Consider the following 25,305-nt stretch of genomic DNA (forward strand, 5'->3'; position numbering starts at 1 on the left):
TACGACGCCGGTAACTCAGGTCACCGGCGCGGGGTTGAACAGGGTCAGGTCGTTGTGCAGCCGGTGCTTCTCCGCCCAGGTGTGCTCACGACCGCTGGCCACGTCCAGGTAGTAGCGGAACAACTCCCAGCCCATTTCTTCCAGGGTGACACGCCCGGAAGTAATACGACCTGCATCGACGTCGATCAGGTCGGGCCAGCGCTCGGCCAGTTGGGTGCGCGTGGAGACCTTGATCACCGGCACCATGGACAGGCCGTAGGGGGTGCCACGGCCGGTGGTGAACACGTGCAGGTTCATGCCGGCGGCCAGTTGCAGGGTGCCGCAGACGAAGTCGCTGGCCGGGGTCGCGCAATACTGCAGGCCCTTGCCGCGCACGCGCTCGCCCGGAGCGACGACGCCGGCGATGGCGCTGTTGCCGGATTTGGCGATGGAGCCCATGGCCTTTTCGACGATGTTGTTCAGGCCGCCCTTCTTGTTGCCGGGCGTGGTATTGGCGCTGCGGTCGGCCATGCCTCGGGCGAGGTAGCGGTCGTACCAATCCATCTCGCGCACCAGCGCCTGGGCCACTTCGGGGGTCGCCGCACGCGGGGTGAGCAGGTGGATGCCGTCGCGCACTTCGGTGTTTTCCGAAAACATCACGGTGGCACCGGCGCGCACCAGCAGGTCGGAGGCCACGCCCAGGGCCGGGTTGGCGGTGACGCCGGAGAAGGCATCGCTGCCGCCACACTGCATGCCCAGCACCAGCTCGGACGCGGGGCAGGTTTCCCGGCGGCGCTGGTCGAGGACCTTCAGGCGGTCCTCGATCATGCCCATGATCTGCTCGACCATGCCGGCAAAACCGCTGGCCGAATCCTGCAGGCGGAACAGCCAGGCTTCCTCGTCCTGGCCGGCGGTGAGTTCGTCGCCCGGCATCAGTTGCTCGGCCTGCAGCTTCTCGCAGCCAAGGCCGATGACCAGCGCCTGGCCGCCAAGGTTGGGGTTGCGCGCGATGTTGTGCAGGGTGCGGATCGGGATCACCGCATCCGGTGCATTGATCGCCACGCCGCAGCCATAGCTGTGGGTCAGTGCGACCACATCATCGACATTGGGGTACTTCGGCAGGACTTCCTTGCGCACGCGGTCGACGCAGTGGTCGAGCACCCCGGTGACGCACTGCACGGTGGTGGTGACGCCGAGGATATTGCGGGTACCGACACTGCCGTCCGGGTTGCGGAAGCCTTCGAAGGTGTAGCCGGAAAGCTCCGCCATGGGCGGCGGCACGGCGGTGGCCATGGGCAGGCTTTCCAGCCCCGGCGCTTCGGGAATGCTCAGCAGTTCCTCGCGTACCCAACTGCCACGGGGAATGGGCTTCAAGGCATGGCCGATCACGGTGCCGTAGCGCAGCACGGCGCCGCCAGCAGGAATGTCCACCAGGGTGACCTTGTGGCTCTGGGGAATGGCTTCACGGGTGACCAGGCCATCGGGAAACTGGCCGCCCTCCGCCACGCCCTGCTCGTTGATCACGATGGCGACGTTGTCGTCCGGGTGCAGGCGCACATGGCGGGGCGAGTCCTGGTGTTGGATCAACTGCATGGCTGACTCCGTTGTTCTGAGTTCAGGCATCGACGGTGGGCTGAAGCCCACCCTACGGCACTGACTGCGTTGTTGTTCTGTTGTCCATACGTCTGACCGGCGCACGGGTGGACATGAAGGGCGATGTCCACCCTACGAGTCTGCTTCAACGCACCAGGCAGGGGCGCTTGTTGTTGAAGGTCCAGTTCGGCACCAGGTACTGCATGGCGATGGCGTCGTCACGCGCACCCAGGCCCTTGGACTTGTACAGCGCGTGGGCCTTGGCCAGTTCGTCCATATCCAGTTCGACACCCAGGCCCGGCTTCTGCGGCACCGCGACCTTGCCGCCCTTGATGCGCAGCGGCTCCCTGGTCAGGCGCTGGCCGTCCTGCCAGATCCAGTGGGTGTCGATGGCGGTGATCTTGCCCGGCGCCGCCGCGGCGACGTGGGTGAACATCGCCAGGGAAATGTCGAAGTGGTTATTGGAGTGCGAGCCCCAGGTCAGGCCCCAGTCGTTGCATATCTGCGCGACGCGCACCGAGCCCTGCATGGTCCAGAAGTGCGGGTCGGCCAGGGGGATGTCTACAGACTGCAGGGAAATGGCGTGGCCCATCTGGCGCCAGTCGGTGGCGATCATATTGGTGGCGGTGGGCAGGCCGGTGGCGCGGCGGAACTCGGTCATCACCTCGCGGCCGGAGTAGCCGTTCTCGGCGCCGCAGGGGTCTTCTGCGTAGGCCAGCACAGGGTGCTGGTCGCGGCACAGCCTGATGGCGTCCTTCAGGGACCAGGCCCCGTTGGGGTCGAGGGTGATGCGCGCATCGGGGAAGCGCTCGGCCAGTGCGGTGACCGCCTCGATTTCCGCTTCGCCGCGCAGGACGCCGCCCTTGAGTTTGAAGTCGTTGAAGCCATAGCGGGCATGTGCCGCCTCGGCCAGGCGCACGACCGCTTCCGGGGTCAGCGCTTCTTCGTTGCGCAGGCGGAACCAGGCGTCATCGGCGTCCGCTTCGCTGCGGTAGTCGAGGTCGGTCTTGTTGCGGGCGCCGACATAGAACAGGTAGCCGAGCATCTCCACTTCGTCGCGCTGCTGGCCTTCGCCGAGCAGGGCGGCCACCGGCACGTCCAGGTGCTGGCCGAGCAGGTCGAGCAAGGCAGCCTCCAGGGCAGTGACGGCATGGATGGCGATGCGCAGGTCGAAGGTCTGCAGGCCGCGGCCACCGGAGTCACGGTCGGCAAAGGCCTGGCGCACCTGGTTGAGGAGCCGCTGGTAGTTGCCGATGGACTGGCCCACCAGCAACGCGCGGGCGTCTTCCAGGGTCTGGCGAATGGCTTCGCCGCCGGGCACCTCGCCGACGCCTACATGGCCGGCGTTGTCCTTGAGGATCACCACGTTGCGGGTGAAGTACGGAGCGTGGGCGCCGCTGAGGTTGAGCAGCATGCTGTCCTGACCGGCCACCGGCACGACGGTGAGCTCGGTGATGCGCGGGGTGCTGCTGGGCAGTTGGTGCTGAGTCATCTTGCTGTCCTTCTCGGGTTAACGGGCCGGGCTGGCGGCGGTTGTCTCGGTAGCGGTCGCCGTGGCGCCGGCTTCAGGCTTTTCGCCCTTGAGTTCGACACGCTTGATCTCGCCGACGATGAACAGGTAGCTGAACGCGGCGAGGAAGGCGTTGATGCCGACGAACACCAGGGCCCACTTGAAGGAGCCGGTGGCGGCGATGATGTAGCCGATGACGATCGGGGTGGTGATCGACGACAGGTTGCCGCAGGTGTTGAAGATGCCACCGGACAGGCCGGCGATCTGCCTGGGCGCGGTATCCGACATCACCGCCCAGCCGAGGGCACCGATGCCCTTGCCGAAGAAGGCCACGGCCATGAAGCCCACCACCATCCAGTCGGCGTCCACGTAGTTGCAGAGGATCATGGTCATGGACAGCAGCATGCCGCCAACGATCGGCGTCTTGCGCGCCACGCTGAGGGAATGGCCACGGCGCAGCAGCCAGTCGGAGATCACCCCGCCGAGCACGCCACCAATGAATCCGCAGATGGCCGGCAGGGAGGCGATGATGCCCGCCTTGAGGATGGTCATGCCGCGCTCCTGCACCAGGTACACCGGGAACCAGGTGAGGAAGAAGTAGGTGAGCGCGTTGATGCAGAACTGGCCCAGGTAGATGCCGGCCATCATGCGGTTACTGACCAGTTGCCTGATGTGCTCCCATTTCGGCCCGTTGCCCGGCAACTTGCGGTTCTGGTCCATGTCCACCAGGGCGCCGTTGGCGGCGATGTGGTCGATCTCCGCCTGGTTGGCCAGCGGGTGTTCCTTGGGGTTGTAGATGAACTTCAGCCAGACCCCGGAGAACAGGATGCCGATCACCCCCATGACGATGAACACGTGTTCCCAGCCGAAGCTGTGGACGATCCAGCCCATCAGCGGGGCGAAGAGCACCGTGGCGAAGTACTGGGCGGAGTTGAACACGGCAGATGCCGTACCGCGCTCGGCAGTGGGGAACCAGGCGGCGACGATGCGCGCGTTGCCGGGGAAAGACGGCGCCTCGGCAAAGCCAACCAAAAAGCGCAGCATAAACAGGGTCACCACCGACCAGGCCACCGGCACTGTGTCGACGAAGCCCTGCAACAGGGTGAACACCGACCAGGTGAAGATGCTGAAGGCGTAGACGCGCTTGGAGCCGAAGCGGTCCAGCAGCCAGCCGCCAGGAATCTGGCCGAGCACATAGGCCCAACCGAAAGCGGAAAATATGTAGCCGAGCATGACGGCATCGATGCCGAGCTCCTTCTGCATCGCGGAGCCGGCGATGGAGATGGTGGCGCGGTCGGCATAGTTGATCGTGGTCACCAGGAACAGCATGAGCAGGATCAGGTAACGCACACGGGTTTGCTTCATCACTTCGCCCATGGTTCTTCTCTCTGAATTGTTCTTGTCGAAGAGCTCGCGCGGATTTGGCGCGCGAGTGTCGTGTTGCATTCCGCAGGGAGCGGACGGGGTCAGAACCTCGGCTTCCTGATTTTCCAGGCCGGGTCGTATTTGCGCATCTGCCGCGCGTCGTCGCGACTTCGGATATCGATGGAGAGGTACTGTTCGTGGAGTTTGGCCAGTTGATCCTGATCCAGTTCCACGCCCAGGCCCGGTGCTCGGGTGAGGCGTACGCAGCCGTCCTGGATCGGCAGCTTGCCGCCCTTGATGACCTCCTCGTCCTCTTCCTGCCACGGGTAATGCGTATCGCAGGCGTAGGTGAGGTTGGGCACCGAGGCCGCCACGTGGGCCATGGCCATCAGGCTGATGCCCAGGTGCGAGTTGGAGTGCATCGACAGGCCGAGGCCGAAGGTGTCGCACATCCGCGCCAGCGCCTGGGTGTCGCGCAGGCCGCCCCAATAGTGGTGGTCGGCAAGAACGATCTGCACGCTGTTCAGCGCCACGCTGCGGCGGAACTCGTCGAAGTCGGTGACCACCATGTTGGTGGCCAGCGGCAGGCCGGTGCGCTCGTGCAGTTCGGCCATGCCGTCGAGGCCGGGGGTCGGGTCTTCGTAGTACTGCAGGTCATCGCCCAGTAGCTCGGCCATGCGCAGCGCCGTTTCCAGCGACCAGTTGCCGTTGGGGTCGATGCGCAGCGGGTGGTCGGGGAAGGCCTTCTTCAGCGCCTTGATGCAGGCGACTTCGTGCTCGGGCTCCAGTGCCCCAGCCTTCAGCTTGATGCTCTTGAAGCCGTGGGCTTCGATCATCCGCGCGGCCTGGGCGACGATCTGCTCCTCGCTGAGGGCTTCGCCCCAGGAATCCGGCGCGTAAGGCGCGTCGATGTGCTTGGCGTACTTGAAGAAGAGGTAGGCGCTGAAGGGCACTTCAGTGCGAATGGCGCCGCCCAGCAGGTCCACCAGGGGCATGTTCAGCGAGCGGGCTTGCACGTCGAGGAAGGCGACCTCGAACGCGGAATAGGCGTTGGCCACCTGCTTGCTGGGGTGGGAGCCAGGTGCCAGTTCCGCACCGGCTTCGGCCGGCCCGAGGCGGGCGACGGTCTGGATGACGCGGGCACGCAGGCCGTTCAGGTCGAACGCGTCCAGCCCGACCAGGCTGTCCTGCATGGCCTGCAGCACGGCCAGCACCGGTGCATCGCCATAGCTTTCGCCAAGGCCGATGTAACCGTTGTCGCTTTCCACTTCGATGATCGAGCGCAGCGCGAAAGGTTCGTGGATACCGCTGGCGTTCAGCAGCGGCGCATCGCGGAAGGCGATGGGGGTGACTCTGACTCGTTTGATCTTCACGAGCGATTCCTACCTGTGCTTGTTGTTGTACCGGTAGTCCCTGTTGAGGCTCGGGGGCAGGACCTGCCCCCGAGTCGTCCTGCTGCGTCGGATCAACCCCCGATGTAGGTGGTCTTCACCGTGGTGTAGAACTCCTGGGCGTAGCGACCCTGTTCGCGCGGGCCGTAGGACGAGCCTTTGCGACCACCGAACGGCACGTGGTAATCCACCCCGGCAGTGGGCAGGTTGACCATGACCATTCCGGCCTGGGCGTGGCGCTTGAAGTGGTTGGCGTACTTCAGCGAGGTGGTGGCGATACCGGCGGACAGGCCGAACTCGGTATCGTTGGCCAGCGCCAGCGCCTCATCAAAGCTGGCCACGCGGATGACGTTGGCCACCGGACCGAAGATTTCCTCGCGGCTGATGCGCATGCCCGCCTCGCTGTCGGCGAACAGCGCAGGCGCCATGAAGTAGCCGTCGGTGTCGCAGCTCACACGCTCGCCACCGGCCACCAGGCGCGCGCCTTCGTCGCGGCCGATGTCGATGTAGCGCAGGTCCTGCTCCAGCTGGGCCTGGGACACCACCGGGCCGATATCGATGCCGCTGAGGAGCGCATGGCCGACGCGGATCGAGCGCATGCGTTCAGCCATGGCTTCGACGAAACGGTCGTGGATCCCGGCGGTGACGATCAGGCGGCTGCTGGCGGTGCAGCGCTGGCCGGTGGAGTAGAAAGCACTCTGCACGGCGAGCTCGACGGCGGTCTTGAGGTCGGCGTCATCGAGGATCACCTGCGGATTCTTGCCCCCCATCTCCAACTGCACCTTGGCGCCACGGGCGACGCAGGCGGCGGCGATATTGCGGCCGACGCCGACGGAACCGGTAAAGCTGATGCCGTCGACGCGCGCGTCATTGACCATGGCTTCGCCGACCACGCGGCCACTGCCCATCACCAGGTTGAACACGCCGGCGGGGAAGCCGGCGCGGGAGATGATTTCCGCCAGCGCCCAGGCACTGCCCGGCACCAGGTCGGCGGGCTTGAACACCACGCAGTTGCCGTAGGCCAGCGCCGGGGCGATCTTCCAGGCCGGAATGGCGATGGGGAAGTTCCAGGGCGTGATCAGGCCGATCACGCCCAGGGGTTCGCGGGTGACTTCCACCGATACACCGGGCCGTACCGAGGGCACCACTTCGCCGGACAGGCGCAGGCACTCGCCGGCGAAGAACTTGAAGATATTGCCGGCGCGGCTGACCTCGCCGATGGCTTCGGGCAGGGTCTTGCCCTCTTCCCGCGCCAGCAGGGTGCCCAGCTCCTCACGACGGGCGAGGATCTCGCTGCCCACCTTGTCGAGCGCATCGGCGCGCGCCTGGATACCGGAAACGGACCAGGCCGGGAACGCCGCGCGGGCGGCTTCGATGGCCTGGGCCACCTGGGCGGCGTCGGCCTGGGCGTATTCGCCCAGGCAGTCGGAGAGGTCGGAGGGGTTGATGTTGCGCGAGTAGCCGTTGCCAGCCACCCACTCCCCACCTATGTAGTTATCGAAGCGTTTGTCAGTCACGAGCCTTCTCCTGGTTGCGGATCACTGCGCGCCCTGGGCGTCGATCAGCGCGGCGAGACGCTCGTACTCGTCCGGCAGCAAGTCGGTCAGCGGTGCGCGGACCGGGCCGGCGTCATAACCGGCGATTCGCGCGCCGGCCTTGACGATGCTGACGGCATAGCCAGCGCGGCGGTTGCGGATTTCCAGGTAGGGCAGGAAGAAGTCGTCGATCAGCTTGCCGACGGTTTCGTGGTCGTCGCGGGCGATGGCGTTGTAGAAGTCCATCGCGGTCTTCGGGATGAAGTTGAACACCGCAGAGGAATACACCGGCACGCCAAGTGCCTTGTAGGCGGCGGCATAGACTTCGGCGGTGGGCAGGCCGCCCAGGTAGCTGAAGCGATCGCCGAGGCGACGGCGGATGGCGACCATCAGTTCGATGTCGCCCAGGCCGTCCTTGTAGCCGATCAGGTTCGGGCAGCGCTCGGCCAGTTGCTCCAGCAGCGCCGGGGTCAGGCGGCAGACGTTGCGGTTGTAGACCACCACGCCGATGTTCACCGATTTGCAGACCTGCTCGACATGAGCGGCCACGCCTTCCTGGCTGGCTTCGGTCAGGTAGTGCGGCAGCAGCAGCAGGCCTTTGGCGCCGAGGCGCTCGGCTTCCTGGGCGTACTGGATCGCCTGACGGGTGGGACCGCCGACGCCGGCGAGGATCGGGACGCTGCCGGCGCAGGTGTCGACGGCAGTCTTGATGACGGCGGAGTACTCGTCCGGCGCCAGGGAGAAGAATTCACCGGTACCGCCCGCGGCGAAGAGCGCCGAAGCACCGTAAGGCGCCAGCCATTCCAGGCGACGGGCATAGGTGTCGGCGCGGAAGTTGCCGGCAGCGTCGAAGTCCGTAACGGGGAAGGACAGCAGGCCGGAGGAGAGGATGGACTTGAGTTCTTGTGGATTCATTATTCGAGCACCCTGCGAAGCGGTTTGAGTTGAGCCGGCAATCCGGCTTGAGAGATACGTTATCGTACAACTTAAAAGATTGCCAACCCCCACTCATCCCTCCGTTCGCTCTTCGCCCGCTTTCGACCAACGGTAGCCAACTGCCTCTGGACAAATGCTGTCGACCCACAACCGCCATTCCAGAGCCATCGCACCAAAACAGGGCTTCATCAGATGACAATGCTGGCGGACTGCAGACCGCGCCAAGCCGTCCTCTTTCCACGCAATTTTCCACCTATGTCGCGTTGACAACGCCAAGAAGCCCTGTTGATAATTCGGACAAGTCATACGACAACATATGACAACCCTTCTAATAACAACAACGGAAAGGCCAGAGACATGACCCCTTCCCAATCCGCATCACCATGCCTCAAGCGCATCCTGCTCACCGGTGCCGCCGGCGGCCTCGGCAAAGTCCTGCGCGAGAACGTCCGCCCCTTCGCCGAAGTGCTGCGACTGTCCGACATCGCGCCGATGGCACCCGCCACGGGCCCTCATGAAGAAGTGATTCCCTGCGACCTCGCCGATAAATCGGCGGTTGATGCCCTGGTGCAAGGCGTCGACGCCATCCTGCACTTCGGTGGCGTGTCGGTGGAGCGACCCTTCGAGGAAATCCTCGAGGCCAATATCCGCGGGGTGTTCCATATCTATGAAGCCGCGCGCCGCCATGGCGTGAAGCGTGTGATCTTCGCCAGCTCCAACCATGTGATCGGCTTCTACCGCCAGGACGAACACATCGACGCCGCCTGTGCTCGCCGCCCGGACGGCTATTACGGCCTGTCCAAGTCCTATGGCGAGGACGTTGCGAGCTTCTACTTCGATCGCTACGGCATCGAGACGGTGAGCATCCGCATCGGCTCCTCGTTCCCCGAGCCGCAGAACCGCCGGATGATGTCCACCTGGCTGAGCTATCGCGATCTCACCCAACTGATCGGCAAGGCACTGTTCACCCCCAACGTCGGCCACACCGTGGTCTACGGCATGTCCGACAACAAGGACGTGTGGTGGAACAACCATCTCGCCAGCCATCTCGATTACAGCCCCCAGGACAGTTCCGAGCCCTTCCGCGCCAAAGTCGAAGCGCAGCCAGCGCCGGCTGCGAACGACCCGGTAGCGGTCTACCAGGGTGGAGCCTTCGTCGCCGCCGGGCCATTCGAGTGACCGACACCTGCTCCTGACACGCACGGCCAACAAGAACAAGAGATCCACGCCATGCAAGCCGAACTGATTCTGGATGCCCGCAACGGCACGGGTGAAAGCCCCGTGTGGCACCCGCAGGAACAGGCCCTCTACTGGGTCGACATTCCGGCGCGCCGACTGCACTGCTGGAGCGCCCGGGACGGCGCCAGCCGCAGCTGGCAGGCCGACGAAATGATCGCGTGCATCGCCCGGCGCAGCGACGCCCTGGGCGGTGGCTGGATCGCCGGCATGCAGAGCGGACTGTTCCACCTGCTGCCCGACGCCGATGGCGGCATTCGGAGTGAGCGCCTGACCCGCGTGGAACATGCTCGGCCGCAAATGCGCTTCAACGACGGCCGCTGCGACCGCCAGGGGCGCTTCTGGGCCGGCACCATGTTGCTCGACATGAGCGCCGGTGCCCGGGTCGGCGCGCTCTACCGCTTCGATGGCGAAGCGGGACCGCTGCAGGTGCGCCTGGATGACTTCATCGTGCCCAATGGCCTGGCCTTCAGCCCGAATGGCACCCGTATGTACCTCTCCGACTCGCACCCGCAGGTGCAGACCATCTGGGCCTTCGACTACGACATCGACACGGGCACGCCCTATAACCGCCGCGTGTTCGTCGACATGCACGAATTCCCTGGCCGACCCGACGGTGCAGCCGTGGACGAGGACGGCTGCTACTGGATCTGCGGCAACGATGCCGGCCTGGTGCACCGCTTCACGCCCGATGGCCGCCTTGACCGCTCCCTTGCCGTACCAGTGAAGAAGCCGGCGATGTGCGCCTTTGGCGGCCCGGGCCTCGACACCTTGTTCGTCACCTCCATCCGTCCGGGCGGCGTCGAGCTCTCGGACCAGCCCCTGGCCGGTGGCGTATTCGCCTTGCGGCCCGGGGTGAAAGGCCTGGAGGAACCGCTGTTCCGGGGCTGAGCCCCAATCGCTGTACCGAAGTTCGCTGGATCGAAACCAAACAAAAACAAGACCGGAGTTTCATCATGAACCTGAAACGCAAGCTGCTCCTCGCCGCCCTGCCCTTCGCCTTCAGCCTGGCCGGGCCGGCACACGCCCTCGATATCAAGTTCGCCGAGATCCACCCGGCCGGGTATCCGACCGTGGTTGCCGAACAGCACCTGGGCAAGAAGCTGGAAGAAGCCAGCAACGGTGAAATCACCTTCAAGATGTTCGCCGGCGGCGTGCTCGGCTCCGAGAAGGAAGTGGTCGAGCAACTCCAGATCGGTGCCATCCAGATGGCCCGCGTCAGCCTCGGCATCGTCGGCCCGGTCGTACCGGACGTGAACGTCTTCAACATGCCCTTCGTGTTCCGCGATCAGGCGCACATGCGCAAGATCATCGACGGCGAGATCGGCCAGGAGATCCTCGACAAGATCACCCACTCCGAATTCAACCTGGTGGCCCTGGCCTGGATGGATGGCGGCACCCGCAACCTCTACACCAAGGAGCCGGTGCGCAGCATCCAGGACCTGCAAGGCAAGAAGATCCGCGTGATGGGTAACCCGCTGTTCATCGAGATGATGAACGCCATGGGTGGCAACGGTATCGCCATGGATACCGGCGAGATTTTCAGCGCCCTGCAGACCGGCGTCATCGATGGTGCCGAGAACAACCCGCCGACCATGCTGGAACACAACCACTTCCAGAACGCCAAGTACTACACCCTCACCGGCCACCTGATCCTCCCCGAGCCGGTGGTGATGTCCAAGACCACCTGGGAAAAGCTCACCCCCGAGCAGCAGGCCCTGGTGAAGAAGGTGGCCCGCGAAGCGCAGATGGAAGAGCGCGCGCTGTGGGACGCCAAGTCCGCCGCCAGCGAAGAAAAGCTCAAGGCCGCAGGCGTGGAGTTCATCGCCATCGACAAGAAGCCCTTCTTTGACGCAACCGCCCCGGTTCGGGAGAAGTACGGCGCGCAATACGCTGACCTGATGAAGCGCATCGCCGAAGTCCAGTAACGCCGACTCAACACTCTGAATAACGTCGCGGTGGGCGCCAGCGCTCCGCCGCGATGTCGGTGACGCACCATGAAAGACACCCTGTTGCGCTTCAACGACGGCCTTTACATGACCTGTATCTGGGTCGCTGGCCTGGCCGTCGCCACCATGTCGCTGATCATCCCCTGGGGCATCTTCGCCCGTTACGTGCTGGGCACGGGCTCGAGCTGGCCCGAGCCGGTCGCCATCCTGCTGATGGTGGTCTTCACCTTCGTCGGCGCCGCCGCCAGCTACAGGGCCGGCGCGCACATGGCGGTGAGCATGGTCACAGACCGCCTCCCGCCACACGTGAAGCCGCTCGTCTCGGTACTGGTGCAGGTGCTGATGGCGCTGATCTGCCTGTTCATGACCGTCTGGGGCACAAAGCTTTGCCTCACCACCTGGAACCAGTTTGTCGCCGCCCTCCCGGACCTGCGGGTAGGCATGACCTACGCCCCCATTCCCATTGGCGGCGTGCTGACCCTGATTTTCGTTCTCGAGAAGCTGCTGCTGGGCGACCAGAGCCACCGCCGCGTGGTGCAGTTCGACCTGGTGGAAGAAAACGAAGGAGCCGCGTAAATGGATGCGTTCATCCTCCTGGGCAGTTTCATCCTGCTCATCCTCCTCGGCATGCCGGTGGCCTATGCCTTGGGCCTGTCCGCCCTGATCGGCGCCTGGTGGATCGACATCCCGCTGCAGGCGATGATGATTCAGGTCGCCGGCGGCGTTAACAAATTCTCCCTGCTGGCGATTCCCTTCTTCGTGCTGGCCGGCGCCATCATGGCCGAGGGCGGCATGTCACGGCGCCTGGTGGCCTTCGCCGGGGTGCTGGTGGGCTTCGTGCGCGGCGGCCTGTCGCTGGTCAACATCATGGCCTCGACCTTCTTCGGCGCCATCTCCGGCTCTTCGGTCGCCGACACCGCCTCGGTGGGCTCGGTGCTGATTCCGGAAATGGAACGCAAGGGCTACCCGCGTGAGTTCTCCACGGCAGTGACGGTAAGCGGCTCGGTGCAAGCCCTGCTGACGCCGCCCAGCCACAACTCGGTGCTCTACTCGCTCGCTGCCGGCGGCACCGTCTCCATCGGCGCGCTGTTCATGGCCGGGGTGATGCCGGGCCTGCTGCTCTCCGCGGTGATGATGGTGCTGTGCCTGATCTTCGCGAAGAAACGCAACTACCCCAAAGGCGAGGTCATCCCGCTGCGCCAGGCGCTGAAGATCGCAGGTGAAGCCCTCTGGGGCCTGATGGCGATGGTGATCATCCTTGGCGGCATTCTCTCCGGGGTGTTCACCGCTACCGAGTCGGCGGCCATCGCGGTGGTCTGGTCGTTCTTCGTGACCATGTTCATCTACCGCGACTACAAATGGCGCGACCTGCCCAAGCTGATGCACCGCACGGTGCGGACCATCTCCATCGTGATGATCCTCATCGCCTTCGCCGCCAGCTTCGGCTACATCATGACGCTGATGCAGATCCCCGCGAAGATCACCACGCTGTTCCTGACCCTGTCGGATAACCGCTACGTGATCCTCATGTGCATCAACGCCATGCTGCTGCTGCTGGGCACGGTAATGGACATGGCGCCGCTGATCCTCATCCTCACCCCGATCCTGATGCCGGTGATCACCGACATCGGCGTCGACCCGGTGCACTTCGGCATGATCATGCTGGTGAACCTGGGCATCGGCCTGATCACTCCGCCAGTGGGTGCGGTACTCTTCGTCGGCTCGGCCATCGGCAAGGTCAGCATCGAGAGCACGGTGAAGGCGCTGCTGCCTTTCTACGCGGCGCTGTTCCTGGTACTGATTGCGGTGACCTACATTCCCGCCATTTCCCTCTGGCTGCCGAGCGTCGTGCTCTGATCCACCCCGGCGGGCCGCGACCGCGGCCCGCCCTTCCTCCTCCAGAAGAACGGCCCTGCGTCGTCCGGAGACTCAACCACACGGACCGTTGCCATGCCTGCCGCCACACCCACCTTGTTCCCACGGCACATTGCCGTCCTGCTCCTGGCCTTGCTGGCCTGCGCCTTCGCGGGCAATCACATCGCCGCCCGCATCGCCTTCGACGACGACACCGGATTGCTGCTGGCGATTCTCTGCCGCTCAGGCGTGGCCATGCTGGTGCTGACCGGCATCGTCCTGTGGCAGCGCCAGCCCCTCGGCCTGCCGGCCGGAACCCGTCGCTGGCAATTGCTGCTGGGACTGCTGATCGCGACCCAGAGCCTGTGCCTTTACTCGGCAGTGGCACGCATCCCGGTGGCCCTGGCGCTGCTGGTGGGCAACACCTTCCCGATCGTCCTGGCCCTGCTCACCTGGGCTCTCGGCGGCGGCGCGCCGACGCGGCGCAACGCATCGCTGATGGGGCTGATCCTGCTCGGCCTGGTCTTCGCCCTCGACGTTCCGGCGCGCCTGGGCTCAGCCGAAGGCGCCGGTGCGCAATGGACGCTGGGGGTGACGTTGGCCTTTTGCGCGGCTTGTGCCTTTGCCTGTGCGCTGTGGATAACCGACCACAAGCTGGCCGCCCTGCGCGGTCCGGTACGCAGCATGCTGACGCTGATGATCGTGTTCTGCAGCATGGCCGTGGCCGGCTTGAGCGGGCTGGTACCGGGCGGGATGACAACACCCGCCAGCGGAACGGGCTGGACCGCGCTCGGCATCCTGGTACTGCTCTACGGCAGCGCATTCTCGGTGCTGTTCGTCAGCGTGCCACGCCTGAACATGCCGCAGAACGCACCGGTGATGAACGTCGAGCCCATCGCCACGCTGCTGTTCGGCTGGGTGCTGCTGGATCAGGTACTGAGCGGGATGCAGCTGCTCGGCGGCGCCATAGTCGTCACCGGTATCGTGCTGCTGACCTATCGGAAGGCTGCCTGAGCGCCATGCACGCCCAGGCGGATGGTTCAGGCTTCCTGCTGTTCCCGCTCAGCCTCTTCATGGGCCTGGCGCAGCCGTTCGCGGCTGTTGGTCAGGTGCAGGCGCATGGCCGCACGGGCCGCTTCGGCGTCCTGGCGGGCGATGGCTTCGTAGATTTCTTCGTGTTCGCGGCTCAGCCGGGCCAGGTAGTGCTGCTGGTCATCGTGGGCGATGCGCGCCGAATTGAGCCGGGTCCGCGGAATGATGCTGGTACCCAGGTGGGTCATGATGTCGGTGAAGTAGCGGTTGCCAGTGGCCAGGGCGATCTGCAGGTGGAACTGGAAGTCCGAGGCCACTGCATCGGTGCGATGGGCGGCTTTGTGGAAGGTGTCCAGCGCCTCGCGCATGGCGGCCAACTGCTCTGCCGAACGCCGCTGGGCGGCAAGGCCGGCGGATTCGACCTCAAGACTGATGCGCAGCTCGAGGATGGCCACTACATCACGCAGGGTGACGATGGTCGCCGGATCGATACGAAAACCCATGGGGCTCGGCGTATCCAGCACGAAGGTGCCGATGCCGTGACGGGTCTCCACCAGGCCTGCCGCCTGCAAGCGCGAGATGGCCTCCCGCACCACCGTGCGGCTGACGCCCTGGGCCTCCATGATGGCCGACTCGGTGGGCAGCTTTTCACCCCGCTTGATCACACCGTCCTGGATCTGCTGGGAGAGTTCGCTCACCAACTCCTGGGCCAGGCTGCGGTGCTTGCGGCGCGGGCGCTGCTGGGCGCTTGGGTTGTCCATGTCGACTCTCGATCTCGGCGGAAACTGATTGCCCATCATAGCCCAGCAGGTTGTACGATGACACTCATCTGCAGCGACGCCCGGGCCTTTCCACTCAGTCCTACATCCCGGTAAGCAGATGATGACCATCCCCCTGCTCACACTCGAAGACCGCCTCACCCGGCTGACACTGGCTCCAGAGCTGGGTGGCGCCATCGCCAACTGGCAGTTGTTGGAGAATGGCCAGCCATTGCTGCGTCCTGCCGACGCCCACGCCCTGGCCGCCGGCACACCTCGGCGCCTGGGTTGCTACCCGCTGGCGCCCTGGTCCAACCGTATCGGCAGTCGCGGCTTTGCCCTGCCGGGCGGCTGGCTGGCCCTGGAACCGAATACGGCCACCGATCCCTACCCGATCCATGGCAGCGCCTGGCAGCAGCCCTGGACCCTGCTGGAGCAGCGCGACGGATGGATTCGTCTGGGGCTGGAGAGCCGGCAACCCTTCGCCTACCGGGCCGAGCAGCTGTTCCGCCTGGACGAAGGATGCCTGGAGATCCGGCTGCAGGTCGTCCACCTCGACGACCGCCCCACCTGGCATGGATTGGGCCTGCACCCCTACTTTCCGCGCACGGCAGGCACAGGATTGCAGGCACGGGCAGAGTCGGCCTGGCTATGCGGCGACGACAAGCTGCCCACGGCGCAGGTCGCCCTGCCGCCCCAGTGGAACTTCGCAACCGCTGCAGCACTGCCGGATACGCCTGTGGACAACGGCTTCAGCGACTGGCCAGGGCAATGCAGCATCCTCCAGCCAGACCTCGGCTACCGGCTGGACTGCAGCGCCAGCGGCTGCGAGACCTTCTTGCTGTTCTGCCCGCAGGGACAAGACTTCTTCTGCTTCGAACCGGTGACCCATCCGGTCAACGCCCACCACCTGGAAGGCCGGCCGGGGCTGCGCCTGCTGGCTGCCGGTGAATCGCTGGCGATCACCTGGCGCATGGCGGTCAGTCCGTACACGGGCGCCTGAAACGAAAAAGGCGCAGCCCGGGGGCTGCGCCTTTGTCTGTTCGCTTACGCGATTCGACTAGAACGGGATGTCGTCGTCGAAGCTGTCGTAGTCCGGCGCCGGCTGGGCAGCGGGCTGCGGAGCCGGGCGCTGCTGCGGGGCGGACTGCTGCGGCTCGCGCTGCGGGCGCGGAGCACGCGGGGCATCGCCTTCGCTGCCGGGACGGCCGCCAAGCAACTGCATCTGGCCATTGATGTCGACCACGATCTCGGTGGTGTAACGCTTCACGCCGTCCTTTTCCCACTCGCGGGTGCGCAGGGAACCTTCGACGTAGACTTGCGAGCCCTTGCGCAGGTACTCACCGGCGATCTCGGCGAGACGGCCGAAGAACACCACGCGGTGCCACTCGGTACGTTCCTGCTGCTGGCCGGTCTGCTTGTCCTTCCAGGACTCGCTGGTGGCCAGGGTGACGTTGGTCACCGCGTTGCCGTTGGGCAGGTAGCGGGTTTCCGGATCACCACCGACGTTACCAACCAGAATGACTTTGTTAACCCCACGGGCCATGACGTTCTCCTAGGCTTCAGCACGTTCCGGGGCCGATTCGATCAGGCGCTCCAGGGACGTGCGGTCCAGTTTTTCAGAATCCACTTTGATGTAAATGGCCGCCTCTTCGGCCACCACGACGGCATCTGCCACTCCGGGCAGAGCCAGCAAACGCGCAACCAGCCCGGTATCGGCCACGGCCGCTGCACTGAGCGGCAGGCGCAGGCTGGTCACGTACGGAGGTTCACGCATAGTAACAGCAATGGCCAGCCAAATCGCACAGACCACCGCACAGCCGACGAACACCGTCGACAGCCCGCCATGCTGGAACAACCAGCCACCGAGGATGCCGCCGATCGCCGCGCCGAGGAACTGGCTGGTCGAATAGACGCCCATCGCGGTGCCCTTGCCGCCGGCCGGAGCGACCTTGCTGATCAACGACGGCAGCGAGGCTTCCAGCAGGTTGAAGGCGGTGAAGAAGACGATGGCACCGAAGACCAGGGCGCGCAGGCTGTTACCGAACTGCCAGAAGAACAGCTCGCAGGCGCAGAGCACGGCGACCGCACCGACCAGGACCTTCTTCATCTGGCGCTTTTTCTCGCCGTAGATGATGAAAGGCACCATGCCGAAGAAGCCTACAAGTAACGCAGTGAGGTAGACCCACCAGTGTTCGTCCCTGGGCAGCCCGGCCTTTTCAACCAGCGCCAGCGGCAGGGCAACGAAGCTGGCCATGAGGATGGCGTGCAGGGCGAGGATGCCGAAGTCAAGGCGCAGCAGGTCAGGATGCTTCAGGGTGGGCAGCAAGGCCTGGCTCGCCACGCCGGATTCGCGGTGCTGCAACGGGTGCGTTGCACGCGGAACCATGGTGGCAATAATCACGATCCCGAACAGCGCCATGATGGCCGTAGCCCAGAACAGCCCGGACAGGCCGAAAGCGCGTGTCAGCAGCGGCCCGACCACCATGGCAACGGCGAAGGACACGCCGATGCTCATGCCGATCATGGCCATGGCTTTGGTGCGGTGCTGTTCGCGGGTGAGGTCGGAGAGAAGGGCCATGACCGCCGCGGAGATGGCGCCGGCCCCCTGCAGTACACGTCCGGCGATCACACCCCAGATGGAGTCGGCATTGGCTGCCACGACGGCGCCGGCGGCGAAGATCAGCAGACCGATATAGATCACCGGCAGGCGACCGATACGGTCGGAAATAACACCGAAGGGTATCTGCAGCACAGCCTGGGTCAGGCCGTAGGCACCGATGGCGAGGCCGATCAGGGCCGGAGTGGCGCCGGCGAGGTCCTGACCGTAGGTGGCCAGCACCGGCAATACCATGAACATGCCGAGCATGCGGAAGGCGAATACCAGGGCCAGGCCGCTGGCCGCGCGCGTTTCGCTGCCGCTCATACGTTCAGAGTGGGAATCGTGCATAGGTGCCTCAGGGAAAAACGATCGGGGCTCGCGTCATGCGCCCCTGCCCGGCTGCCGCCGGAGCCCGAAAAATGCCGCGCATTCTAGCAGTCCCCGCGGATTGCTACACGCTTGTGACGCTTTGCCGCGCTCCCTTGGCGGGTCGTATAATCGGCGGTTTCCGACCGCCAAGTGAGGCCGTTGTGGACAAGATCCTGATCCGTGGGGCACGTACCCACAACCTGAAGAACGTCGACCTCACCCTGCCCCGCGACAAGCTGATCGTAATTACCGGCCTGTCCGGCTCCGGCAAGTCGTCGCTGGCTTTCGACACGCTCTATGCCGAAGGCCAGCGCCGTTATGTGGAGTCCCTGTCGGCTTACGCCCGGCAGTTCCTGTCGATGATGGAAAAGCCCGATGTAGACACCATCGAAGGTCTCTCGCCGGCCATCTCCATCGAACAGAAATCCACCTCCCACAACCCCCGCTCCACCGTCGGAACCATTACCGAGATCTACGACTACCTGCGCCTGCTCTATGCCCGCGTCGGTACGCCACGCTGCCCGGACCACGACGTGCCGCTGGAAGCCCAGACCGTCAGCCAGATGGTCGACCAGGTCCTGGCCCTGCCCGAAGGCCGCAAGCTGATGCTGCTGGCACCGGTGATCCGCGAGCGCAAGGGCGAGCACCTGGCGGTGTTCGAAGAGCTGCGCGCCCAGGGCTTTGTCCGTGCACGGGTGAACGGCCGACTCTATGAGCTGGATGAGCTACCCAAGCTGGACAAGCAGAAGAAGCACTCCATCGATGTGGTGGTGGACCGCTTCAAGGTCCGTGAAGACCTGCAGCAACGCCTGGCGGAATCCTTCGAGACGGCCATCAACCTGGCGGACGGCATCGCCCTGGTGGCGCCCATGGATGACGAAGTAGGCGATGAGATCATTTTCTCCGCGCGCTTCGCCTGCCCCCACTGCGGGCACTCGATCAGCGAGCTGGAGCCCAAGCTGTTCTCCTTCAACAACCCGGCCGGCGCCTGCCCTACCTGCGACGGCCTCGGGGTGAAGCAGTTCTTCGACGCCAAGCGCCTGGTCAACGGCGAGCTGACCCTCGCCGAAGGCGCCATTCGCGGCTGGGACCGTCGCAACGTCTACTACTTCCAGATGCTCGGCTCCCTGGCCTCGCACTATGGGTTCAGCCTGGAGAAGCCCTTCGACGAACTCTCCGCCGAACACCAGAAAGCGATCCTCTTCGGCAGCGGCCGCGAGGATGTGGACTTCCGCTACCTCAATGACCGTGGCGACATCGTCAAGCGTTCCCATCCCTTCGAGGGGATCATCCCCAACCTGGAGCGCCGCTACCGCGAAACCGAATCGGCCACCGTGCGTGAAGAGCTGGCAAAGTTCCTCAGCACCCAGCCCTGCCCCGACTGCCGCGGTACCCGCCTGCGCCGCGAGGCGCGCCATGTGTGGGTTGGCGACAAAACCCTGCCGGCGGTTACCGGTCTGCCAGTGGGCGATGCCGCGGACTACTTCGGCGGATTGAGCCTGACCGGTCGGCGCGGCGAGATCGCCGAGAAGATCCTCAAGGAGATCCGCGAGCGCCTGCAATTCCTGGTCAACGTCGGCCTCGACTACCTGACCCTGGACCGTAGCGCCGACACCCTCTCAGGCGGTGAAGCCCAGCGTATCCGCCTGGCCAGCCAGATCGGCGCCGGCCTGGTGGGGGTGATGTACATCCTCGACGAACCTTCCATCGGCCTTCACCAACGGGACAACGAGCGCCTGCTGGCCACCCTCACTCACCTGCGCAACCTGGGCAACACGGTGATCGTGGTCGAACACGACGAGGACGCCATCCGCCTGGCCGACTATGTGGTGGACATCGGCCCGGGAGCCGGCGTACACGGCGGACAGATCGTCGCCGAAGGCACGCCGGACGAAGTGATGGCGCACCCGAATTCGCTCACAGGCAAGTACCTGTCCGGCCGGGTGAAGATCGAAGTGCCCGCCAACAGGACCCCGCGGGACAAGAAGAAGTCCCTCAAACTGAAGGGCGCCAGCGGCAACAATCTGCAGCAGGTGAATCTGGAGGTCCCTGTGGGTCTGCTGACCTGCGTCACCGGTGTATCCGGCTCGGGCAAGTCGACGCTGATCAACAACACCCTGTTCCCCATCACCGCCACCGCGCTGAATGGCGCTACCTCGCTGGAAGCCTCGTCCCACGAGAGCTTCGACGGCTTGCAGCACCTGGACAAGGTGGTGGACATCGATCAGAGCCCCATTGGTCGTACCCCGCGCTCCAACCCAGCGACCTACACCGGACTGTTCACACCGATCCGTGAGCTGTTTGCGGGCGTACCGGAGTCGCGTTCCCGCGGCTATGGCCCGGGACGCTTCTCCTTCAACGTCAAGGGCGGCCGCTGCGAAGCCTGCCAGGGCGACGGCGTGATCAAGGTGGAGATGCACTTCCTGCCGGACATCTACGTCCCCTGCGACGTCTGCAAGGGCAAGCGTTACAACCGCGAAACCCTGGAGATCCGCTACAAGGGCAAGAGCATCCACGAAGTGCTGGAAATGACCATCGAAGAGGCGCGCGTGTTCTTCGACGCGGTTCCCGCCATCGCCCGCAAACTGCAGACCCTGATGGACGTGGGCCTGTCCTACATCCGCCTGGGGCAGTCGGCAACGACCCTCTCGGGCGGCGAGGCGCAACGGGTGAAGCTGTCCCGCGAGCTCTCCAAGCGTGACACCGGCAAGACGCTGTACATCCTCGACGAGCCCACCACGGGTCTCCACTTCGCGGATATCCAGCAGTTGCTGGACGTACTGCACCGCCTGCGCGATCACGGCAACACGGTGGTGGTCATCGAGCACAATCTGGACGTAATCAAGACTGCGGACTGGCTAGTGGACCTGGGCCCGGAAGGTGGCTCCAAGGGTGGCCAGATTATTGCCACCGGTACGCCAGAGGACGTCGCGGAAATGCCCCAATCGCACACCGGGCGGTTCCTCAAGCCTCTTCTGGAGCGCGATCGCGCCTGATCCCGATGACGCACAAGAGAAAAGGCCGGGCATTGCTGCCCGGCCTTTTCTTTTTTGGGAAGCTGCGAGTTACCGGGCAGCTTCCAGCGCAGCACGGACGCCGTTGCCGTAGTCCGGGTGCACCTTGTCGAAGTGCGCTAACTGACGGTCAATGATGAACTGCGGAACCCCAACCATGGACCCGGCGATGTTGCCGTACAGCCGCTGCTTCTGGCCTTCGTCGAACAGCAGGAACAGCGCGCGGGGCTGGCTGTAGTCGTCATTGCCTTCGCGATGGTCATAGCGATCGGCATCGCCGTCGATAGCCAGCGGCGGCTCGGCGTACAACGCCGACTCGGCTGGACCACCGAAGGAGTTCGGCTCGTAGTAGGCATCCGGACTTGGATTGTTGGCGAAGAAGCACATCGCGCCGTCCTTGTGATAGTGGTGCACCGGGCACTTCGGCGCGTTCACCGGGAGCGCCTCATAGTGAGTGCCCAAGCGGTAGCGGTGTGCGTCGGGATAGCTGAATACACGGGCCTGGAGCATCTTATCCGGCGAGTGCCCGATGCCGGGGACCAGGTTCGACGGCGAAAACGCAGCCTGCTCGACCTCAGCGAAGTAATTATCCGGATTGCGGTTCAACTCCAGGGTACCGACTTCGATCAACGGGAACTCACCGTGCGGCCAGACCTTGGTCAGGTCGAAGGGGTTGTAGCGGGTGTGTCGCGCCTGTTCCTCGGTCATGACCTGAACGCAGAAGCGCCATTCCGGGAATTCGCCGTTCTCAATGCTGTAGAACAGATCTTCCTGGGTGGTTTCGCGGCTGCGGCCGACCACCTCCATGGCCTCTGCGTTAGTCCAGTGCTTGTGGCCCTGGAGGGTCTTGAAGTGAAACTTGACCCAGAAGCGCTCGTTGGCGGCATTGACGAAGCTGTAGGCATGCGAGCCGTAGCCATTGATGTGGCGCACATCGCTTGGCAGACCACGATCGGACATCAGCATGGTCACCTGGTGCAAGCTCTCCGGCGACAGCGACCAGAAATCCCAAGCCGCGGTGTTGGAGCGCAGGTTGGTCTTCGGATGACGCTTCTGGGTATGGATGAAATCGGGGAACTTCAGCGGGTCGCGGACAAAGAACACGGGCGTGTTATTACCCACAACATCCCAGTTACCTTGCTCGGTATAAAACTTCAGGGCGAAACCTCGCACGTCGCGCTCGGCGTCGGCAGCGCCAAGCTCACCGGCAACGGTCGAAAAGCGCGCGAGCACTTGGGTTTTCTTTCCAACCTCGGAGAAAACCGAAGCCTTGCTGTACCGGGTGATGTCGTTGGTGATGGTCAGTGTGCCGTAGGCGCCCCAGCCCTTGGCGTGAACGACACGCTCCGGAATGCGCTCACGGTTCTGGTGAGCCAGCTTCTCGATCAGGTGGTAGTCCTGCAGTAACAAGGGGCCGCGCGAACCGGCGCTGAGGGAATTCTGATTGTCTCCAACCGGGTTGCCGGCAGTCGTAGTGAGGGTGGGCTTCTGGCTCATGTTGCATCTCCATCTTGGGCTCTTCTGATTCCGGGCCAACCGGATAAGAAGGCGTATCGATTTAGCCAGACGAAGCATAGAATTTATTAAAAACAGAGATTCGATAGAAATTACCTAATTAATCAGGCATAAAAAAACCGGGCACTAGGCCCGGTTTTTCATACAACGACCGACTTATTCGGCAGCAGCTTCGACTTCACCAGCGACCGGACGGTCAACCAGTTCGACGTAAGCCATGGGAGCATTGTCGCCAGCGCGGAAACCGCACTTGAGGATGCGCAGGTAGCCGCCCTGACGGTTGGCGTAGCGCTTGCCCAGATCGTTGAACAGTTTGCCAACAATAGCTTTCGAACGAGTACGGTCGAAAGCCAGACGACGGTTGGCAACGCTGTCTTCCTTGGCCAGGGTGATCAGCGGCTCGGCAACGCGGCGCAGTTCCTTGGCTTTGGGCAGGGTGGTTTTGATCAGTTCGTGCTCGAACAGCGACACCGCCATGTTCTGGAACATGGCCTTGCGGTGTGCGCTGGTGCGGCTGAGGTGACGGCCACTTTTACGATGACGCATGGTTCAATTCCTTACCAAACTTCTACGTTCGGTGATTACGACGATCAGGCAGTCGCCTTGTCGTCCTTCTTGAGACTTGCCGGCGGCCAGTTGTCGAGGCGCATGCCGAGGGACAGACCACGGGAGGCCAGGACGTCCTTGATCTCGGTCAGGGACTTCTTGCCCAGGTTCGGAGTCTTCAACAGCTCTACTTCGGTGCGCTGAATCAGGTCGCCGATGTAGTAGATGTTCTCCGCCTTCAGGCAGTTGGCCGAACGTACGGTCAGCTCGAGGTCATCAACCGGACGAAGCAGGATCGGATCGATCTCGTCTTCCTGCTCGACCACTACCGGCTCGCTGTCGCCCTTGAGGTCGACGAACGCAGCCAGTTGGTGTTGCAGGATGGTCGCGGCACGACGGATGGCCTCTTCAGGGTCCAGGGTGCCGTTGGTTTCCAGATCGATGACCAGCTTGTCCAGGTTGGTGCGCTGCTCCACACGGGCGTTTTCAACCACGTAGGCAACACGGCGGACGGGGCTGAACGAGGCGTCGAGCTGCAGACGACCAATGCTGCGGCTCTCGTCTTCGTCGCTCTGGCGCGCGTCGGCAGGCTCATAGCCACGACCGCGAGACACCTTGAGCTTCATGTTCAGGACGCCGTTATCCGCCAGGTTCGCGATCACGTGGTCGCCGTTGACGATTTCGACATCATGATCCAGCTGAATATCGGCAGCAGTGACCACGCCCGAGCCTTTCTTCGAAAGGTTCAGCGTTACTTCGTCGCGGCCGTGCAGCTTGATAGCCAGACCTTTGAGGTTCAGAAGGATCTCGATGACATCTTCCTGAACACCCTCGATGGCGCTGTACTCATGGAGTACGCCGTCGATTTCGGCCTCGACTACTGCACAGCCAGGCATGGAGGACAACAGGATGCGACGCAGCGCGTTGCCCAGGGTATGGCCGAAACCACGCTCGAGAGGCTCGAGCGTGATCTTGGCGCGGGTCGGACTGACCACCTGCACATCAATGTGGCGGGGGGTCAGGAACTCATTTACCGAACTCTGCATGGATGCACCTATTTTCTAGCCCTTACTTGGAGTAGAGCTCGACAATCAGGTTTTCGTTGATGTCGGCGGACAGATCGCTGCGAGCCGGCACGCTCTTGAACACACCGGACTTCTTCTCTGCGTCGACCTCAACCCACTCCACACGGCCGCGCTGGCCGCACAGTTCGAGGGCTTGGACGATACGCAGTTGGTTCTTCGACTTCTCGCGAACGGCAACCACGTCACCAGCTTTGACCTGGTAGGACGGAACGTTCACGGTCTGACCGTTTACGCTGATGGCCTTGTGGGAAACCAGCTGACGGGACTCGGAACGAGTAGCGCCGAAGCCCATGCGATACACGACGTTGTCCAGGCGGCACTCGAGGAGTTGCAGCAGGTTTTCGCCGGTAGCGCCTTTACGGGCAGCAGCTTCTTTGTAGTAGTTACCGAACTGACGCTCCAGAACACCGTAGATACGGCGCACTTTCTGCTTTTCACGCAGCTGGGTGCCGTAGTCGGACAGACGACCACGACGGGCGCCATGCTGACCGGGAGCGGATTCGATGTTGCACTTGGATTCGAGCGCGCGAGCACCACTCTTCAGGAAGAGGTCGGTACCTTCACGACGGGACAGTTTGCACTTGGGACCAATGTAACGAGCCATTTCTCACTGTCTCCTATTACACGCGACGCTTCTTCGGCGGACGGCACCCGTTATGCGGGATAGGCGTCACGTCGGTGATGCTGGCGATCTTGTAGCCGCAGGCGTTCAGAGCACGCACAGCGGATTCGCGACCCGGACCCGGGCCCTTGACGTTCACGTCGAGGTTCTTCAGGCCGTATTCCAGAGCAGCTTGACCAGCGCGCTCAGCTGCAACCTGCGCAGCGAACGGGGTGCTCTTACGGGAACCGCGGAAACCGGAACCACCGGAGGTAGCCCAGGACAGAGCGTTACCTTGACGGTCGGTAATGGTCACGATGGTGTTGTTGAAAGAAGCGTGGATATGGGCGATCCCATCCACCACTGTCTTTTTGACTTTTTTACGAGGACGAGCAGCAGGCTTAGCCATGACTTAATTCCTGTCGATTCGCGGGC

General features: G+C 63.9%; 22 protein-coding genes. 8 read left to right on the top strand and 14 right to left on the bottom strand.

The annotated features are described in order from the left end of the window. Window positions 1-15: 15 nt before the first annotated feature. The 6 genes from garD to kdgD form a co-directional block, all read right to left on the bottom strand. Window positions 16-1,572 (bottom strand): galactarate dehydratase, encoded by a 1,557-nt coding sequence (garD, locus tag FFS60_RS19765; protein ID WP_137822927.1) that lies wholly within the window; start codon window positions 1,570-1,572, stop codon window positions 16-18. Between the two features lie 145 nt (window positions 1,573-1,717). Continuing rightward, a complete protein-coding gene (gudD, locus tag FFS60_RS19770; RefSeq protein ID WP_137822928.1) occupies window positions 1,718-3,064 on the bottom strand; it encodes a glucarate dehydratase in 1,347 nt (448 codons plus the stop codon). Between the two features lie 18 nt (window positions 3,065-3,082). Beyond that, window positions 3,083-4,528 (bottom strand): MFS transporter, encoded by a 1,446-nt coding sequence (locus FFS60_RS19775; protein WP_256658117.1) that lies wholly within the window; start codon window positions 4,526-4,528, stop codon window positions 3,083-3,085. Between the two features lie 20 nt (window positions 4,529-4,548). Then, complete coding sequence (locus FFS60_RS19780; RefSeq protein WP_028629250.1) at window positions 4,549-5,820, bottom strand: glucarate dehydratase family protein; 1,272 nt, start codon at window positions 5,818-5,820, stop codon at window positions 4,549-4,551. Window positions 5,821-5,912: 92 nt separating this feature from the next. Next, window positions 5,913-7,355: an aldehyde dehydrogenase family protein gene (locus tag FFS60_RS19785; RefSeq protein WP_028629251.1), complete on the bottom strand. Its 1,443-nt coding sequence runs from the start codon at window positions 7,353-7,355 to the stop codon at window positions 5,913-5,915. A 21-nt stretch (window positions 7,356-7,376) separates the two neighbouring features. After that, window positions 7,377-8,288: a 5-dehydro-4-deoxyglucarate dehydratase gene (kdgD, locus tag FFS60_RS19790; protein WP_028629252.1), complete on the bottom strand. Its 912-nt coding sequence runs from the start codon at window positions 8,286-8,288 to the stop codon at window positions 7,377-7,379. Window positions 8,289-8,666: 378 nt separating this feature from the next. Here kdgD and FFS60_RS19795 point away from each other — a divergent pair, with 378 nt between their 5' ends. The 6 genes from FFS60_RS19795 to FFS60_RS19820 all read left to right on the top strand — a co-directional run bounded on the left by FFS60_RS19795 (window position 8,667) and on the right by FFS60_RS19820 (window position 14,362). Continuing rightward, window positions 8,667-9,488 carry an NAD(P)-dependent oxidoreductase gene (locus FFS60_RS19795; protein WP_028629253.1) on the top strand — a complete coding sequence of 274 codons (822 nt, stop codon included), beginning with the start codon at window positions 8,667-8,669 and terminating at the stop codon, window positions 9,486-9,488. A 51-nt stretch (window positions 9,489-9,539) separates the two neighbouring features. Beyond that, the gene (locus FFS60_RS19800) at window positions 9,540-10,436 is read left to right on the top strand and encodes an SMP-30/gluconolactonase/LRE family protein (protein ID WP_137822929.1); all 897 of its coding nucleotides are present in this window, start codon (window positions 9,540-9,542) and stop codon (window positions 10,434-10,436) included. A gap of 65 nt (window positions 10,437-10,501) precedes the next feature. Then, window positions 10,502-11,473, top strand: a complete 972-nt coding sequence (locus tag FFS60_RS19805) for a TRAP transporter substrate-binding protein (RefSeq protein WP_028629255.1) — start codon at window positions 10,502-10,504, stop codon at window positions 11,471-11,473. Between the two features lie 69 nt (window positions 11,474-11,542). Beyond that, a complete protein-coding gene (locus FFS60_RS19810) occupies window positions 11,543-12,070 on the top strand; it encodes a TRAP transporter small permease (protein ID WP_028629256.1) in 528 nt (175 codons plus the stop codon). Then, the gene (locus FFS60_RS19815; RefSeq protein WP_028629257.1) at window positions 12,071-13,351 is read left to right on the top strand and encodes a TRAP transporter large permease; all 1,281 of its coding nucleotides are present in this window, start codon (window positions 12,071-12,073) and stop codon (window positions 13,349-13,351) included. It abuts the gene before it with no gap. A gap of 93 nt (window positions 13,352-13,444) precedes the next feature. Continuing rightward, window positions 13,445-14,362, top strand: coding sequence for an EamA family transporter (locus FFS60_RS19820; RefSeq protein WP_137822930.1), 918 nt, complete (start codon window positions 13,445-13,447; stop codon window positions 14,360-14,362). Between the two features lie 26 nt (window positions 14,363-14,388). Here FFS60_RS19820 and FFS60_RS19825 read toward each other — a convergent pair whose 3' ends face one another. After that, window positions 14,389-15,141, bottom strand: a complete 753-nt coding sequence (locus tag FFS60_RS19825; protein ID WP_028629259.1) for a FadR/GntR family transcriptional regulator — start codon at window positions 15,139-15,141, stop codon at window positions 14,389-14,391. 121 nt (window positions 15,142-15,262) lie between these two features. Between FFS60_RS19825 and FFS60_RS19830 the strand changes: the two genes are divergently transcribed. After that, window positions 15,263-16,141, top strand: coding sequence for an aldose 1-epimerase (locus FFS60_RS19830; protein ID WP_137822935.1), 879 nt, complete (start codon window positions 15,263-15,265; stop codon window positions 16,139-16,141). A 57-nt stretch (window positions 16,142-16,198) separates the two neighbouring features. Here the strand turns inward: FFS60_RS19830 and FFS60_RS19835 are convergent, their stop codons facing one another. Both FFS60_RS19835 and FFS60_RS19840 read right to left on the bottom strand, forming a co-directional pair. Continuing rightward, window positions 16,199-16,684 (bottom strand): single-stranded DNA-binding protein, encoded by a 486-nt coding sequence (locus FFS60_RS19835; protein ID WP_044872677.1) that lies wholly within the window; start codon window positions 16,682-16,684, stop codon window positions 16,199-16,201. A gap of 9 nt (window positions 16,685-16,693) precedes the next feature. Continuing rightward, complete coding sequence (locus tag FFS60_RS19840) at window positions 16,694-18,088, bottom strand: MFS transporter (RefSeq protein WP_028629271.1); 1,395 nt, start codon at window positions 18,086-18,088, stop codon at window positions 16,694-16,696. 182 nt (window positions 18,089-18,270) lie between these two features. On the opposite strand from FFS60_RS19840, the gene uvrA reads away from it, so the two are divergent. Then, a complete protein-coding gene (gene uvrA / locus FFS60_RS19845; protein WP_137822931.1) occupies window positions 18,271-21,105 on the top strand; it encodes an excinuclease ABC subunit UvrA in 2,835 nt (944 codons plus the stop codon). A gap of 69 nt (window positions 21,106-21,174) precedes the next feature. Here the strand turns inward: uvrA and FFS60_RS19850 are convergent, their stop codons facing one another. The 5 genes from FFS60_RS19850 to rpsK all read right to left on the bottom strand — a co-directional run bounded on the left by FFS60_RS19850 (window position 21,175) and on the right by rpsK (window position 25,279). Then, on the bottom strand, window positions 21,175-22,620 hold the full coding sequence (locus tag FFS60_RS19850; RefSeq protein WP_137822932.1) for a catalase: 1,446 nt from the start codon (window positions 22,618-22,620) through the stop codon (window positions 21,175-21,177). 174 nt (window positions 22,621-22,794) lie between these two features. Next, window positions 22,795-23,184 (bottom strand): 50S ribosomal protein L17, encoded by a 390-nt coding sequence (gene rplQ, locus FFS60_RS19855; RefSeq protein ID WP_016490551.1) that lies wholly within the window; start codon window positions 23,182-23,184, stop codon window positions 22,795-22,797. Window positions 23,185-23,228: 44 nt separating this feature from the next. Continuing rightward, window positions 23,229-24,230, bottom strand: a complete 1,002-nt coding sequence (rpoA, locus tag FFS60_RS19860) for a DNA-directed RNA polymerase subunit alpha (protein ID WP_028629274.1) — start codon at window positions 24,228-24,230, stop codon at window positions 23,229-23,231. 22 nt (window positions 24,231-24,252) lie between these two features. Further along, entirely contained in the window at window positions 24,253-24,873 is a 621-nt protein-coding gene (rpsD, locus tag FFS60_RS19865; RefSeq protein WP_028629275.1) for a 30S ribosomal protein S4, read from the bottom strand. A gap of 16 nt (window positions 24,874-24,889) precedes the next feature. Next, a complete protein-coding gene (rpsK, locus tag FFS60_RS19870) occupies window positions 24,890-25,279 on the bottom strand; it encodes a 30S ribosomal protein S11 (protein ID WP_003093689.1) in 390 nt (129 codons plus the stop codon). Window positions 25,280-25,305 lie beyond the last annotated feature (26 nt).

Source organism: Pseudomonas sp. D(2018) (assembly GCF_005502555.1).
In the GTDB taxonomy this organism is placed as follows: domain Bacteria; phylum Pseudomonadota; class Gammaproteobacteria; order Pseudomonadales; family Pseudomonadaceae; genus Metapseudomonas; species Metapseudomonas resinovorans.